This is a genomic window from Streptomyces sp. FXJ1.172 (assembly GCF_001636945.3).
Taxonomy (GTDB): Bacteria; Actinomycetota; Actinomycetes; order Streptomycetales; family Streptomycetaceae; genus Streptomyces.
This window is the reverse complement of sequence record NZ_CP119133.2, coordinates 2,113,573-2,127,329: the sequence shown is the minus strand read 5'-3', so window position 1 is coordinate 2,127,329 and position 13,757 is coordinate 2,113,573. Positions and strand designations below refer to the sequence as shown.

Annotated in this window: 13 protein-coding genes; 4 read left to right on the top strand and 9 right to left on the bottom strand. The window is 72.3% G+C overall.

What is annotated here, in order from left to right:
• Positions 1-52: 52 nt before the first annotated feature.
• The 8 genes from A6P39_RS09515 to A6P39_RS09480 form a co-directional block, all read right to left on the bottom strand.
• Positions 53-1,510, bottom strand: a complete 1,458-nt coding sequence (locus A6P39_RS09515) for a hypothetical protein (RefSeq protein WP_107304259.1) — start codon at positions 1,508-1,510, stop codon at positions 53-55.
• Positions 1,511-1,750: 240 nt separating this feature from the next.
• Complete coding sequence (locus A6P39_RS09510) at positions 1,751-3,205, bottom strand: NAD(P)/FAD-dependent oxidoreductase (RefSeq protein WP_107304262.1); 1,455 nt, start codon at positions 3,203-3,205, stop codon at positions 1,751-1,753.
• 32 nt (positions 3,206-3,237) lie between these two features.
• A complete protein-coding gene (locus A6P39_RS09505) occupies positions 3,238-4,392 on the bottom strand; it encodes an MAB_1171c family putative transporter (RefSeq protein ID WP_067040895.1) in 1,155 nt (384 codons plus the stop codon).
• A gap of 61 nt (positions 4,393-4,453) precedes the next feature.
• Positions 4,454-5,650 carry an MAB_1171c family putative transporter gene (locus tag A6P39_RS09500; RefSeq protein ID WP_067040894.1) on the bottom strand — a complete coding sequence of 399 codons (1,197 nt, stop codon included), beginning with the start codon at positions 5,648-5,650 and terminating at the stop codon, positions 4,454-4,456.
• Positions 5,647-6,195, bottom strand: coding sequence for a hypothetical protein (locus tag A6P39_RS09495; RefSeq protein ID WP_079133185.1), 549 nt, complete (start codon positions 6,193-6,195; stop codon positions 5,647-5,649). Before A6P39_RS09495 ends, A6P39_RS09500 begins: the two co-directional genes overlap by 4 nt.
• A gap of 44 nt (positions 6,196-6,239) precedes the next feature.
• Complete coding sequence (locus tag A6P39_RS09490) at positions 6,240-6,881, bottom strand: helix-turn-helix transcriptional regulator (protein ID WP_067040892.1); 642 nt, start codon at positions 6,879-6,881, stop codon at positions 6,240-6,242.
• A 253-nt stretch (positions 6,882-7,134) separates the two neighbouring features.
• Complete coding sequence (locus A6P39_RS09485) at positions 7,135-7,623, bottom strand: hypothetical protein (RefSeq protein ID WP_067040889.1); 489 nt, start codon at positions 7,621-7,623, stop codon at positions 7,135-7,137.
• The gene (locus A6P39_RS09480) at positions 7,620-8,186 is read right to left on the bottom strand and encodes an RNA polymerase sigma factor (protein WP_079133184.1); all 567 of its coding nucleotides are present in this window, start codon (positions 8,184-8,186) and stop codon (positions 7,620-7,622) included. The genes A6P39_RS09485 and A6P39_RS09480 overlap by 4 nt, the downstream gene beginning before the upstream one ends.
• 249 nt (positions 8,187-8,435) lie before the next feature.
• Here A6P39_RS09480 and A6P39_RS09475 point away from each other — a divergent pair, with 249 nt between their 5' ends.
• On the top strand, positions 8,436-9,998 hold the full coding sequence (locus A6P39_RS09475) for a carboxylesterase/lipase family protein (RefSeq protein ID WP_199840704.1): 1,563 nt from the start codon (positions 8,436-8,438) through the stop codon (positions 9,996-9,998).
• A gap of 186 nt (positions 9,999-10,184) precedes the next feature.
• Positions 10,185-10,769, top strand: coding sequence for an RNA polymerase sigma factor (locus tag A6P39_RS09470; RefSeq protein ID WP_079133183.1), 585 nt, complete (start codon positions 10,185-10,187; stop codon positions 10,767-10,769).
• Here the strand turns inward: A6P39_RS09470 and A6P39_RS09465 are convergent.
• Positions 10,746-11,249, bottom strand: coding sequence for a hypothetical protein (locus tag A6P39_RS09465; protein WP_067040884.1), 504 nt, complete (start codon positions 11,247-11,249; stop codon positions 10,746-10,748). The genes A6P39_RS09470 and A6P39_RS09465 overlap by 24 nt on opposite strands.
• A 417-nt stretch (positions 11,250-11,666) precedes the next feature.
• On the opposite strand from A6P39_RS09465, the gene A6P39_RS09460 reads away from it, so the two are divergent.
• Together A6P39_RS09460 and A6P39_RS09455 are read left to right on the top strand one after the other, a co-directional pair.
• Positions 11,667-12,365, top strand: a complete 699-nt coding sequence (locus tag A6P39_RS09460; RefSeq protein WP_159395973.1) for a 4'-phosphopantetheinyl transferase superfamily protein — start codon at positions 11,667-11,669, stop codon at positions 12,363-12,365.
• Positions 12,366-12,463: 98 nt separating this feature from the next.
• Entirely contained in the window at positions 12,464-13,714 is a 1,251-nt protein-coding gene (locus A6P39_RS09455) for a 3-deoxy-7-phosphoheptulonate synthase (RefSeq protein ID WP_079133182.1), read from the top strand.
• The last annotated feature ends 43 nt before the right edge of the window (positions 13,715-13,757 follow it).

Genomic DNA, 13,757 nt, shown 5'->3' with positions numbered 1-13,757 from the left:
CAGCATCGCCCATGACACACCCGCCGTCATCCTGCGGGGGGAGCAGGCCCGACTACTGCGCCGGGTGCAGGGGGCGGAGCGTTGTCAGTGCCGCGCCGGTGACCAGGCCGTCCGCGTTCGTGGTGAGGACGACGGGGTCGGCGGCGCCCAGGAGCCGATCGCAGCCCAGGTTGGTGAACGTCTGGTTGGCCCGTGCGGCGAGGAAACCGAAGAGGTCCGGCGCCATGGCCGGGTCCGGCGAGGGCGCCTTCTCGAAGAGCGCCTTGTCCTTGAAGACGCGCTGGATGCCCGCCGGGTCGCGGAAGAGGGTGGTGCAGAAGGCCGCTCCGTCACCGTCGGCGCCTGCACCGACCGCCGGCATGTCGACTCCGGCGCGGTACGCGTTGGTCTTCGCGACGCTGCTACGGCCGTCGACGAGCGTCATCGGGTCGTTTCGCGGGACCAGCGCGATCGGCGCCTTCTGGCGTGCCGCGGCGGACAGTTCGTCCAGCGCGAGGGCGGACGTGGCCCGGCCGTCGCCGGACTGGTCGGGCGCGGTGAACGGCTTGCAGCCAAGAGCAGGGTCCATGAACTGGGTCAGCAACAGGTTGTCGCTGCCGTTGGCCAGATCCTTGGGGGCGCTGGTGGTCGCCGGCCTGGCCTTGCCGTTGTGCCGGTGGTGCCGGTCGCCGCGGTTGGCCAGCCGGGCGGCCTTCCTGAGCGCGGCCCTGCTCGCGGCGTTGTTCTGGGCGATACGGCCGTGCGCGTCGGCGAGATAGTGGGTCACCACGTTGTCGCTCGGGTCCTGGTCCACGACGGAGAAGTCCCGCGTGGTCGGGCAGGGCAACCCGTCCTTGGCGGTGCCGAGCGCCGGAATCCTGAGGTGCCCCTTGGCGATCTGGGTGCCGGCGGCCCGGAAGAAGGCCGGCGCGTTGCAGGACGCGAACTGGCCGAAGACCGATCCCGGCAGGCCGCCCACGCACTTGCCCCGGGCGAGGGCGTCCGGACGGCGACTGCTCGACCGCAAGGTCAGGTCGGCGTTGTTGAAACCGAACCAGATGCCCACGGTCGAGCCGCGCGGTACCGAGGGCCGGACGGTGCGCGCGGCCGGTCTCGTTCCCTTGTCGATCACCAGGGGGTTGTAGACGGTCAGCCTGCCGTTCGCAGTGATGATCGCGGCTTCCACGAACGCCGACTGATCGGGGTTGGCCTCGTGGCAGGGGCCCTGAGCCGGATCGGTCGCGACGAGTCTGTACGGGGTGGCCAGACCGGTGGCGGTGAGCGGGTTGTCCGGCACCAGCAGCGTGCAGTTCGGATCGGGCCTGGCGGCCGCCGCCGGCTGCGCGGAGACGTGCGGGCTCGCCTGCGGCTGGTGCTGATCACGGTTTTGCGCCGCGAACACCGAACCCGCGACGACGGCCAGGAGCACCGGTCCGCCGACGAAGGCGAAGGACAGCTTCGACCTGTTCCAACGCCGGGCGTGTTCTCTCCGCGAAGTGCGCGACGGCTGTCTCAAGTCCTTGCGGGGCACTGAGCTGCTCCTCACTGTGCTTCCCTCCGTCCTCAGGAACCGGCGGTCGCACGGGGCACACGATGGTCATGACGGCGCGGAACCCTCGCAGCGGGACGACAACCCGATCACCCGGCACGACGGATCCACCCGCCGTACGTGCCGGGCCTGCGAAATGTTCAACGGTCGCACCAGCCATTGCCGAGCCTTGAACAAGCCGGAGCGCTTCCCGGCACGGGCCACCTCCCGCGGGCCGGGTTCCTAGCGGGCGTTGTGGGCCAGGGATGTGTCGGGGCCCCCGGTGGCCGCCTTCCTGAGCCGGTCGAGCGCGGCACGCTCCGACGGCCGCAGCGGGGGCTCGGACGTCTGGGGCAGGAGGGGGCCGTTCAGGGCCGCCAGCAGGGCCTTGGGCCGCAGCACCCGCGCAGGCCGCGCCGTGAGACTGGTGACGTCCCACAGTGCGGCCGCTGCGTCGGGGGAGCCGGTGGCCGCTTTGGTCAGCCGGCGTGTGTAGCGGGCGGTGAGCCGGTCGGCGAACCTCGGCTCCGCGCCGAGTACGCCCGGGTACAGGACGTCCATGCCGACGGCGGCGGCCCACGCCGAGTCCACGTGGCGGGCCGCACCGCGCACGACGCGCCGGGAAAGACCGGGACTGGCAAGGCCGCCCTGCTGCAGCTCCCGGGCCAGGACCTGGGCGCCGAGCGCGGCCACCGACATGCCCTGCCCGTAGGCCGGGTTGAAGGTCGCCAATGCGTCGCCGAGCACGACGAACCGCTCGGGCCACCGCGTCGACCTCTCGAAGTACCGGCGGGCGTTGCTGGTGCTGCGGCCACGGCTGACCACCACGTCGGTGAGGGCCTGCGCCCCGGATATGAGGTGGCCGACGATCGGGTGCGGCAGGCTGAGGGCGTACTCGAGGAAACCCCGGGGGTCCTGGGGAGGTTCACCGCCCCGGGTGCCCCCCGCGCTGACCATCCACCGGTTTCCCTCGATCGGGAGCACCATGGCACTGCGGCCGGGCCGGCCGTTGTAGGGGTTCGCCTGCACCATCGTCAACGGGAACGACTCCGCGCCCGCCGGTCTGCGGTAGATCCGGGTGGCGTTGGTGAGACCGGAGTCGATCTCCCTCACCTCGACACCCGTGATGCCCAGCTCGCCCAGCCACTGCAGGCTGCCGGAGCCCCGGCCGCTCGCGTCGACGACGAGGTCCGCTTCCAGCTCGGAGCCCGGACCGTGGTCCGCTGCGCCGATCCGGACACCGCGGACGCGCCGGGCGTCGCCGAGGAGTCCTTCCACGGTGGCCCGGCGGACGCAGACGTTGGGGCAGGAGTCGAGCAGGGCCTGCCGCAGGACCCAGTCCAGCAGGGCGCGTGTGCAGGTGATCATGTGGGGGCCGTTCCGCCTCCACCGGCGCAGCCACCCGCTGTCCGCGGTCAGGGCCAGCATGCCGTTGCCGAGGGCGATCTGGTGCGCCCCCGCGTCCAGGAGACGGTCCCTGACGCTCACCGGGAAGAGAGCCTCCATGGCGGACAGTCCGCCCGCCATGAGCAGGTGGGCGTGCCGGCCCTGGGGAACACCGCGACGGTTCTCGGGCCCTTCTGGAAGCTCGTCCCGGTCCAGAAGGACGACGTGCAGCCGGGGCTGGGCGAGGGACAGGGCCGCGGCGGCCACCAGCCCGGCTGTGCCGGCTCCGACCACAACAGCTTTCTGCGACAACTGGTTCTCCTTGTACGGCTCATGGGATGACGTCACCGGGTGCGCAGCTGCTCCGGTGCTGCCTCGAGAAGGCGGCGCACCGCGTTCGCCAGCTCCACCAGGTCGATGGTGACGCGGAACTTCTCCGGTGGATCGGCGGGGCGGTCGGCCCTGCCCGACGCACGGCGGATGCCGTCGATGATCATCGCCTTCTCCGAGGCGACGCGTGCCCTTTCCGTCTGCTCGCCGCGCTCCACGGCGGCCGAGTACGTCGCGTGGCCGACCTGTTGGTCGAAGTGGGCGGTCAGCTGCAGCAGGGCGTCGCGGATGTTCGCCTCGAGCAGGTAGAGCCGGGTGCTGGGCAGTTGCCACCACAGCTGCCACCAGGTCGGTGCCGCGACCGGTGCCGTCGCCACGTCCTGCACCGCCGACCACAGGGGCCTGAGCGCACGGTAGGTGGCCAGGCTCTGCCGCTCGGCCGCGGCGGCCGAGGCGAGACGCGGCAGGACGAATCCGGTGGAGTAGATCAGGGCGCCGAGCGCGGCGGCCGGCGGGGCGACGGTGGTGGACAGGACGTCCAGGTCGTAGCCCAGCCAGCGCGCGACGACCGCGGTGACCTTGGCGAGGGTGAAGCCGAGGGCGTCGAGGAGCAGGCCGGCCAGGATCAGCCGGAGGCCGAGGCGCAACAGGCCCGTCACCTCGTCGCGTGCCCACTTCAGGCAGACGGAACTGAGGATGATGGTGCTCGCCAGATGCCCCATCAGGTACAGCGCGATCATCTCCTTCATGTACGGAGTGTTCGCGTAGTAGGTGTCCAGGTCGGTGAGCCGTTCCGTGTGCGCGTCGGCGAGGCTGAACAGGACGACGATGGCGATGACGAGCATCCCGTAGACGGCGACCGTCATCCGGGTCATCCGCCGTATCTGCTCCTTCGGCCCGCCTTTCCAGTGGATCAGCAAGATGATCAGGGAGCAGCTGAAGGCGGAGATCGAGCAGTAGGTCAGCGGGGCGCCCACGTTGGGAATGCCCGTGGCGTGGTTGACCGCGGCGAGCGTCACCGGAGCGGACCAGAAGAAGCAGACGGCGGCGATGAACGCGGTGGCCCGCGTGGCGGTGGACAGCGGCGAGCGGGGAGTCCTGCGTGGCCGCCGGAGCAGTATGGCGGCCAGAGCCAGCAGGAATGACGCCATATACACGACAAGGCTCATGTTTCAGGGACTCCGTTCAGGTCCTCTGGCTGTGGGGGGAGGGCTGCCGCCGGATCCGCGGTCACACCGACCGGGCTCTGGTGGGGTCCGGCGTGGTGGCCCGCGCCTCACGCTCGTACCTCTTCACGGCATGGGCGATGAGGACCAGGGACTCCGCGTCACGCGGGTGCGAAAGCCCTCTTGCCGCCCGGGCCGCCCCCGCCGCCCCGGCCGCCGCCGCCCCGGCCGGCTCGGGCACGGGCTGCGTGCTGCGCTGCACGGCCGCGGCGATGGTCGCGGCCCACGCGGCGCACGTGGCCCGCTCCCGGTCGCCGGTCCTCGCGAACTCCGCGTCGTGGACCTCGGCGTAGAGCCTGTCGTCCAGAAGCGACTCGATCGCGTGGAGACCGTTGTGGATGGTGCTCCAGCGCCAGGTGCCCCACAGGAGCGGGGAGCGTGGCCGCTCGACCCGCAGGGCGCGGTCCTTCAGCACGGGATCCAGCACGGCGTCCAGGGGCGCCAGCCGGAAGAAGTCACGCCACGCCGAGAACTGGTGGCCCACTATGGGGGTGAGGACCCCCACCACGGTCAGCAGCGCACCGATACCGGCGCACAGGGGCGACACGGAAGTGCCCAGTACCGCCCAGTCCCGTCCTGACCACCGGGCGACGACAGCGACCAGTTTGGAGGTGCTGTACCCGGCGCTGATCACCGTGCCCGCACCGATGGTCAGCAGGCTGGCCCGCAGCCAGGGGCGCTTTCTGACCTCTGCCTCGAAGGCCCAGCGCAGCGACCACACGGCACTGACCGTCACGGCCGTCAGGTGCGCCACCAGATACAGGACGACCATCTCGGCGATCCACGGCGTCGTCGCGTAGTACGTGTCGAAGTCGGTGCGCCGTTCCTGCGCGGCGTCCCCCAGAGCGAACAGCGCCGCGACCGCGGCGAGAACGGCTGTGTAGCCGTAGATCCAGTTCCGTGTGGTGCGGCGCGCGGAGGGGCCGCCACGCCAGCAGGCGATCAGGATCAGCAGTGCCGCGCTGTACGCGGTGATCGAGGCATAGGTCAGCGGGGCGGCCAGATTGGGCACCCCACTGACGTGGTTGATCACCCGCACGGAGCTGGGCGCCCCGAACAGGAAGCACAGCGACGCGAAGGCCAGTACCCCGTTGATGGCCCGCAGCGAGGGATCGCCCCAGCGCCGGATCAGGTCCGGCAGCTTCACCAGGAGTCCGATCCACAGCAAGCCGCAGCTTATGTAGTAGATCGCCCCGCTCATCTGCGGCTCCCCCGGTAGTTGAGGGCGTCTGCGATACGGCGGGCCGTCTCTCCGGTGATCACGTCCCGCTCCATCAGTGCCCGCATCTCCTGTCCGACCCGGATCCCGAACAACTCGGCTTCCTTCTCGGGATCTTCGTCGAAACGCGACCGCGCGGCCGCAGGCTGTGCGCCGTGCGCGTGCCCCGAGCGCAGGGCGTCGCAGGCCCCGTACGCGAGTTGCTCGGGTGTGAAGCCGTCCTTCTGCCGCATGTGCCACAGCTCGTGACCGAGGATCTGCGCCTGGTGCCAGACCTCCGCGTCCTGCTCGATGATGACGTCGTCCCGGTCCACTCGCTCCAGCCACATCCCCGTGGCCTTGAACTCGCGCGGGATGTGCACCTTGTGCACCTCGAGCCGGCGATCACCGCGCCACTGCCGGGCGGACTCGACCAGGGCCTCGAACAGGACTTCAGGGGTCGGGGCCTTGGCCGTGCCGCCGTCCGCGCCGGCACCGCTCAGCCGCTCGCGGACGGGAGCGATGAGCGTCTCGGCGAACTGGCGCATTTCGCTGTCGCGTCTGCGTAACCTCTGCCACTGGCGAAGCCGGGTCACCGCAGACATCGTCCGTCCGGACGACGGGACTTGTGGCTGCCGCTGCCGCTGCCGCTGCCGGCCTCGGCCGTGGCGGGGTGGGTGACGGCTTCGGCCCACTGGGCCATGGCCCGCACCCCGCTGGGTGACAGCAGCCCGCGCGCGGCCAGCCGGAGGATCTCGGGTGTGCGGAGCTGGCCGAGCGGGTCCGACCTCGACTCCAGGTCCCGCAGGTGCCGTTGGAGCGCTTCGTCGAGTGCTTCGGGTTCGTCGGCGAAGAAGAACCCGGGCGGCAGGCGGAAGAACCGCCGCAGCCGGTCGGCGGACTCCAGGCCGGGCAGTCCCTTCCTGCGCCACTCGCTCATCGTCTGGCGGGTCACGCCCGCGGCTGCGGCGATCTCTTCGAGCGTGTACCGCTTGCCGTCGTCGCGCCGGCGGGTCTCGCGGACGAAGTCGAGCCGCTGCCGTACGCGTTGCGCCACCGGGATGTCCTCGGCCCGCCCGCCTGCGAGCAGCGTCCGCACGACAGCCTCGGGAATGCCCGTGTCGAAGGACAGGCCGTCGGGCTCGAGCACCTCGGTCAACTCCGCGTCGCCCGCGGCATGCCGGATGCGCTCCAGGGTGCCGGCCAGTCTTGCGTAGGCATCGTCTGCTGCCACCGGGCATTCTCCTGGGCGCGTTGCTGATCAGGGATCGGGACCAGGACGAGGGTATCCGTATCACCTCGACCGGTCGACAGTGTTGAGCCAACCTGCCCAGGAATGCAGGTTCAGTTGACATTGCTTGAGGTCCGGGAGCAGGATCACCGGGCCGGTCACCGAGCTGATCGTCCGTGCGCAACGGCGGTCGGCGCCCGGGGAGGCCAGGGGCCGGCCGTGCCCGGGCCGGCCCACGGCGCCGCGGCCGCGTGTCTCAGACTCCTCTCACCTCGCGGCGGGCGAGGGCGCGCCGGGCGGCACGGTCGACCATGAGCAGGCCCCGGGAGCGGCCGAGTGGCCGCAGCGCCCGCTGGAAGGGGGCGGACCAGGGCTGCCGGAGCCCCCCGAGCACCGCGAACCGGGTTCCGGAGCCTTCCGGGACGGCCGCCATGCCGCCGACCACGTACCGGCTCTGCATGAGGCACCACCCGGTCTGCAGCAGGACGTCGAAGCGCGCGGTGTGCCCGAAGGGCCCGTGCGCCCAGGCGAGCTGCCGGTCGCCGGAGGCCGGGAAACAGCGGAAGGCACGCAACGTCGGCACCAGATGGGGCAGTTCGCCCTCCAGGTCGCCGGCGACCGCCCAGACGTCCGCGATCGGCAGGTCCAGGTGGTCTTCCGCGTACATGACGGCATGCAGTCCCGAGGCCAGTACGCGCAGGCGCCGCACAGGGTCGAGTTCGGCCGTCGGCCAGTTCGGGTTCATCGCGGCCAAGCCTTTCGGAAACTGTGACGGGCACGGTGCAGCCGGGACTTCAGCGTGCCACAGGAGATGTTGAGGACGTCGCTCGCCGACCGCTCGTCCAGACCCTCGAGTTCGCGCAGTACCAGGACCGCCCGGTGCTCGGTGGACATGCGCCGCAGGACGTCTCTCACGTCCACGGCGAGTTCGGGGCTGCGCGGCCAGGCGATGTCGTCGAACTCGCACACCGGGGTCTCGCGTTCGGCCCGGCGGGCGACCCGCACCGCCTCGCGTACGGTGACCGTGCGCACCCATGCGTACAGGGCGCGCGGGTCCCGGAGCCGGGGCAGGCCCTGGAAGACCGCGATCAGTGCCTCCTGTACGGCGTCGGCGCTGTTGCTGAGGGCGATCGGCCGGCACAGCCTGGTGACATAGGGGGTGAGCAGGCCCAGCAGGTCGTTGAGAGCCATCGCGTCACCGGACTGCGCAGCCCGCACGAGCGGAGCTGCCGCGGTCCACGGATCCTCCCCTACGGCCTGCCGGGGGGCGGGGAGCCGTTGCACGGCGCCCGCTCGGGCCGTTTTCATCTGTTGTTCTCCTCCTTCGGCCATCGACGCTCCAGCCGCACCGGGGCGGCGTCGGTACGGGAGCCTCGGTGGGAAGGAGGAGCCGCACCGCTCTCGCACTCCCCGTCCCTCGTCAACTGGCCTGAACTGGTACGGGCGGTCAGGGAGTGCGCGGGCCGCGGGCCGCCTCTAAAGGGACGTCGGAGATACCCGCCGCGGCGGCTGATTCCGGGCCGCCGCGGCACCCGACCCGAACAGGAGGCCAGGCACGTGGCGAGGGACGCGCACATCGAGGTGAGCACCGGGCGGGGCCGGGTGATCGGCCGGATGGAGCCCATTGACAGATCGTGGGCGGGGCATGACGCGCAGGTCGCGGTCTTCCGCGGCATCCCTTTCGCGAAGCCGCCGTTCGGCGCCCTGAGGTTCGCCGCGCCCGAGCCGCCCGAGGCGTGGCACGGCGCCCGGCCGGCCACCCGGTTCGGTCCGCCGGTGCCGCAGCACGACCGGATGAACCCGGCGGGCCCGGCCGCGGACACCGCTGGTCCCGCCCCCGACTGCCTGACCGTCAACGTGTGGTCCCCGGACCCGGGAGCGGCGGGACTGCCGGTGATGGTCTGGTTCCAGGGCGGCGCCTATGTCTTCGGGCATGCGGGCGACCCGGTGTACGACGCGGCTCGGCTGGCCGCGGCGGGCGTGGTGGCGGTGACCTTCAACTACCGCGTCGGAATGGAGGGGTTCGGGTACATCGCGGGAGCACCCGCCAACCGGGGGCTGCTCGACCAGCTCGCCGCGCTGCGCTGGGTGCAGCAGAACATCGCGGCGTTCGGGGGCGACCCGGCCCGGGTGACGGTGTTCGGTGAGTCGGCCGGGGCCGGGTCGATCGCGGCGCTGCTGGCCACGGACGCGGCGTCCGGACTGCTGCGCCGGGCCGTGGTGCAGAGCGTGCCCGGCCTGTACTTCACCCCCGGCCTCGCGGCCGATGTGGCCGCCGCCGTGGCCGGCAGGCTGGGCCTGGCCGCCACGGCGGACGCGCTGCGCGCGGTGGATCCCGGCGAACTGGTGCGGGCGGGGGAGGCCGTGTTCGCCGCCCGGGACGAGCACGCGGACCGCTGGGGTGCCGTGGCGCACGCGGAGACCGTGTTCGCACCGGTCGTCGACGGTGCGGCGCCGGCCCGGTCCCCGTGGGACGCCGTCGGGAGCGGCGCCGCGCGTGGCATCGAGATGATGCTGGGCTGGAATCGTGACGAGTACCGGCTGTTCATGGCCAGGCGGGGCGAGCTGGGCAGGGTGGACGCGGGCCGGGCCGCGTGGGCGCTGGAGCTGTTCGGCGCGGCCGCGGGCGGCGAACGCGGCTACCGGGGCGCCTATCCCGGGCTCGGCGCGGAGGAACTGTACGAGCAGGTGTGCTCCGACTGGATGTGCCGGATGCCCACCCTCGCCCTGCTCGAGGCCCACACCGCTGCGGGCGGGCGGGCCTTCGCCTACGAACTGCGCTGGCCCGCACCGGCGTTCGGCGGCCGGCTCGGTGCCTGCCACGGCCTCGATGTGCCGCTGGTCTTCGGAACCCTGGATGCCCCGCTCGCCCGGCAGATGCTGGGCCCCGGTCCGGCCCCGGATGCGGCGGAGCTGTCCCGCCGGATGCGGTCGGCCTGGGTGCGCTTCGCCGCGACCGGGGATCCGGGCTGGCCGGCGTACGGCACGGACGGACGGCGCACGAGGGTCTTCGACCGGAGCGACACGCTGAGCGGGGATCCGCTGCGGCCGTCACGAGAACTGTGGAAGGGGCCGGGATTCCATCTTTTGGGCTTGGACTCCGCCGGTGCGGTCCAATAGTTACCGGCGAGTTGAGGAGGTTTGCCCTCCGCTTCGCCAGCCTCCCGGATTACTGGGCAGAGTGCTAGGGTTGCCGACGATGTGCGCGTATGTTCTTTCGAATTCGCCATCGACGGGGGATTGAGTCATGGTTCTGCAAGATTTCAGAAAAGTGCGCACTTGTCGGCCTGAATTGAAATCGTGTCGATGCGGAGAGGACCGGCGCGGGCCGGTGGTCGAGCCGGCAGCGGCGACGCGGTGACCGGGAACGGCGGCACGCGTACGCTGTGCGATCCGGATCTGCTGGCCAGGCTGGTGCTGGGGGCGCAGCGCGGCGACGCCCTGGCGATGGACGAACTCCTGACGATCCTCGCCCCCTACGTGGGGCGGATCTGCGGACCCGTGGCGCTCCAGGACGGAGCGGACGCGGCGCAGGAGGCCCTCATCGCGGTCTTCCGCAGCATCCGCCAGCTCAAGGAGCCGGCCGCCCTGTTCGGCTGGGCGCGGGCGATCGCGGTGCGGGAGGCGCTGAAGATCGCCGGGCAGCGCCGCAAGCAGCCCACGGTGCCCATGGAGTGGGAGGAGCCGCCCGCCGTCGCGGACCTCCACCTGGCCTCCGACATCGCCGACGCCCTGCACCGCCTGGCGCCCGAGCACCGGGCGGTCCTGATGCTCCGCCATGTCGAGGGGCTCAGCGAGCAGGAGGTCTCCGCCCTGTTGGAGATACCCGTGGGTACGGTGCGGTCCAGGCTGTTCCGCGCCCGGCGGTCATTCCGCTCGGCCTGGGGCTGACCGCAGCGCCACCCGCTCGCCGAGGAGGTCGAGCATCTCCTCGGCCCGGCGCGCGGACCACGGGGCGCGCATCCGGTCGAGCAGGTCGCCGCCGGGCAGGCGCAGGCTGGTGAAGAAGGCGAACCGGCAGCCGTCGCCGTCCGCCGCGGCGGCCATGCCGCTGGTCAGCACCCTGCCCTGCATCAGGCACCAGCCCGGGCGCAGCACGACGTCGAAGCGCTCCCGGTATCCGAGGGCGCCGACGGCCAGGCCCGACAGGTGCTCACCCGGGGCCTGGGTGAGGGTGAAGGAGCGCAGGGCGCCGACGATGAGCGGCAGTTCGTGCTCCAGATCGGACGCGGTGGACCACACCTGGTCGAAGGGCTCGTCGAAGCGGCGTTCGGTGTAGACGGGATGCTTCGCGGCGGATGCCATGACCTTGAGCCGGCGCACCATGTCGAGGTCGGCTGTCGGCCAACTGCTGTTCACCGCACCGGTCATTGCAGTCGCTCCCTCTGCGTCGTACGTGAGGGAGCGTCGCACCATCTCCCCACACGGTCAAGGTCCCGCAATGCGCGGCGGTGCCCGGGGCGGGTCCGGGCGGCCGGCGCGAAGAGATTCGCGCCGTGGGGGAGTGCATCGCCGCCGCGCCGCCTCTTTGTGGCTGAGAGGTCAGGACGGCGACCGCCCCCGAGCCGCCGCGAGGAATTCCGGTCCGGCGCACCACGGTGTCCGCCGGTGCGCGGTTCCAGGATGCGGAATTCACCACCGGCGCGGCCACGGGGTGCAAAACCGTGCGCCTGGCCCCTCCGCCACGTGATCCGGCGATATCCGGCGAAACGAGCAGGTCTGTTCACCGGGGGTTCGCCGGCATTCGTGCGCCGTCCTTTCCGACAGCCACCAGTCACGGACAGGAAAATGAGCATCGTTCAATTCAGTGGGACGCTCCGCAATCTGCCCCGTGCTTTTTCCGCCGCCGGGCCACGTATTTCCGGGATGGGCTTCGCGGTCGCCTCGGTCCACGAGGGTCCGCCGGTCGCCGTCACCGACGAGGAGCGGTGTCTGGCACGCACGATGCAGCAGCCGCGCCGAAGCGACTTCCTCATCGGGCGCAGCGCCCTGCACCGTGCCGTGCGAGCGGCCGGACTGACCGCCGGCCCGGTGCTGTGCGACGGCCCCCGGCCCCGGCTGCCCGAAGGGCTCTCGGCGTCGATCAGCCACTCCCGCGGGGTCGCGGTCGCCGTCGCCGGGCCCGCGGACCGGTTCCCGGTGCTCGGCGTCGACCTGGAACTGGCGGACCTGCCGCTGCGGGCCGCCCACCTGGTCCTGCGTGAGCCCGAGAGGCCGTTGCTCGGCCCGCCCCGCACCGCACCGCAGCGCCTGCTCGCCCTCTACTCCGCCAAGGAGGCCGCCTTCAAGGCCCTCAGCCCCGTCCTCGGCCCCCACCTGCGCGGACTGCGGGACGTACGGCTCACACCGGACGGTGCCGGATTCCTGGCGCAGGCCGGCCGGCACCCCGGACCGCGGGTGCGCGTCAGCGTGCGGCACCTGCCCGCGGGAGGCGTGCTGTGCTGGGCGCTTCCCCACGCCCAGGGGGTGTCGGTGCCGGCGCGGTGATCCGGCGGACCGCTTCTTCCGGTGCACCTGTCGCCCCTGCTGCCCCTGTTGCCCCTCTTCTTGCCCTTCTCTCCTTCGATGACGGAGGCCGATTCGCCATGCCCTCACCCCGTGTGCTCGTATCCCCCCGGACCCCCGAGTGGACCCCCTCCGACTGGCGCCACCGCCCGGCTGCCCAGCAGCCCGACTGGCCCGATGCGGCGCTGCTGCGCCGGGTCCGCGCCCGGCTGGCCGGCGCGGCACCGCTCGTACGGCCCCACGAGATCCTCGACCTGCGCCGTTCGCTCGCCGCGGCCGCGCACGGCGAGGCCTTCGTGGTGCAACTGGGCGACTGCGCCGAGACGTTCGACGCCCCCACCTTCGCCGGGACGGCCGCCCGGGCCGGCCTGCTGCACAGCACCGCCCGGAGCATCGGCGCCGCCCTGGGCCGGCGCGTGATACCGGTCGGCCGGCTGGCGGGCCAGTACGCCAAGCCCCGCTCCTCACCCCTCGAGCGGGTCGGCGATGTGCTCCTGCCCTCGTTCCGGGGGCACCTGGTGAACGACCCGGAGCCGGACCCCGCCGCCCGCGTCCCCGACGCGATGCGGCTGCTGCAGGGCCACGCCCACGCCCGTGAGGTGCTCGCCCTGTTGCGGGAACTCGCCGAGTCCGGCATGGCGATGCCCGGCGCCCCGGCCAAGGGCGCGCCCGCGGTGTGGACGAGTCATGAGGCTCTGGTGCTCGACTACGAGGAGCCCCAGGTGCGGCGCGACCCTGTCACCGGCATCCTGAGCCTGACCTCCACGCACCTGCCCTGGATCGGTGCGCGCACCTGCGACCCGGACGGGGCGCACGTGCGGTTCCTGTCCGGCGTCGCCAACCCGGTCGGCGTGAAGATCGGCCCGGCCACCGACCGCGGGGCCCTGGCCGCGCTGTGCGCCAGGCTCGACCCGGACCGGGAGCCGGGCCGCCTGGTGCTGATCTCGCGGATGGGGGCGGAGCGGGTGCGCGAGGTACTGCCGCCACTGGTGGAGGAGACCGCCCGGCTCGGCCACCCGGTGGTGTGGCTGTGCGACCCCATGCACGGCAACACCTACGTGAGCGCGACCGGGCACAAGACCCGGGACGTCACCACGGTGGCCGACGAGATCCGCGGCTTCTTCGACGCCGTCCGTGCGGCCGGCGGCCGGCCCGGCGGCCTCCATCTGGAGGCCACCCCGGCCGAGGTCACCGAGTGCGTCGGCGGCGCCGGCATCACCGAGAGGGACCTGCCCCGCCGCTACGAGACGGCCTGCGACCCGCGCCTCAACGGCTCCCAGACCGCGCAGATCGTCGCGCTGACGGCGCGGTTGCACGCGGCCGGCCGCTGAGCCGCTCGTTTCGGGCCGTCCGCGCCGGGCCGGCCCGTCCGCA

Coding starts and splice junctions, on each gene's coding strand:
- A6P39_RS09500 (WP_067040894.1), bottom strand. CDS start 5,650: ATGAGCGGGGCGATCTACTACATAAGCTGCGGCTTGCTGTGGATCGGA.
- A6P39_RS09505 (WP_067040895.1), bottom strand. CDS start 4,392: ATGAGCCTTGTCGTGTATATGGCGTCATTCCTGCTGGCTCTGGCCGCC.
- A6P39_RS09485 (WP_067040889.1), bottom strand. CDS start 7,623: ATGAACCCGAACTGGCCGACGGCCGAACTCGACCCTGTGCGGCGCCTG.
- A6P39_RS09455 (WP_079133182.1), top strand. CDS start 12,464: ATGCCCTCACCCCGTGTGCTCGTATCCCCCCGGACCCCCGAGTGGACC.
- A6P39_RS09460 (WP_159395973.1), top strand. CDS start 11,667: ATGAGCATCGTTCAATTCAGTGGGACGCTCCGCAATCTGCCCCGTGCT.
- A6P39_RS09495 (WP_079133185.1), bottom strand. CDS start 6,195: ATGCGCCAGTTCGCCGAGACGCTCATCGCTCCCGTCCGCGAGCGGCTG.
- A6P39_RS09470 (WP_079133183.1), top strand. CDS start 10,185: ATGCGGAGAGGACCGGCGCGGGCCGGTGGTCGAGCCGGCAGCGGCGAC.
- A6P39_RS09480 (WP_079133184.1), bottom strand. CDS start 8,186: ATGAAAACGGCCCGAGCGGGCGCCGTGCAACGGCTCCCCGCCCCCCGG.
- A6P39_RS09465 (WP_067040884.1), bottom strand. CDS start 11,249: ATGACCGGTGCGGTGAACAGCAGTTGGCCGACAGCCGACCTCGACATG.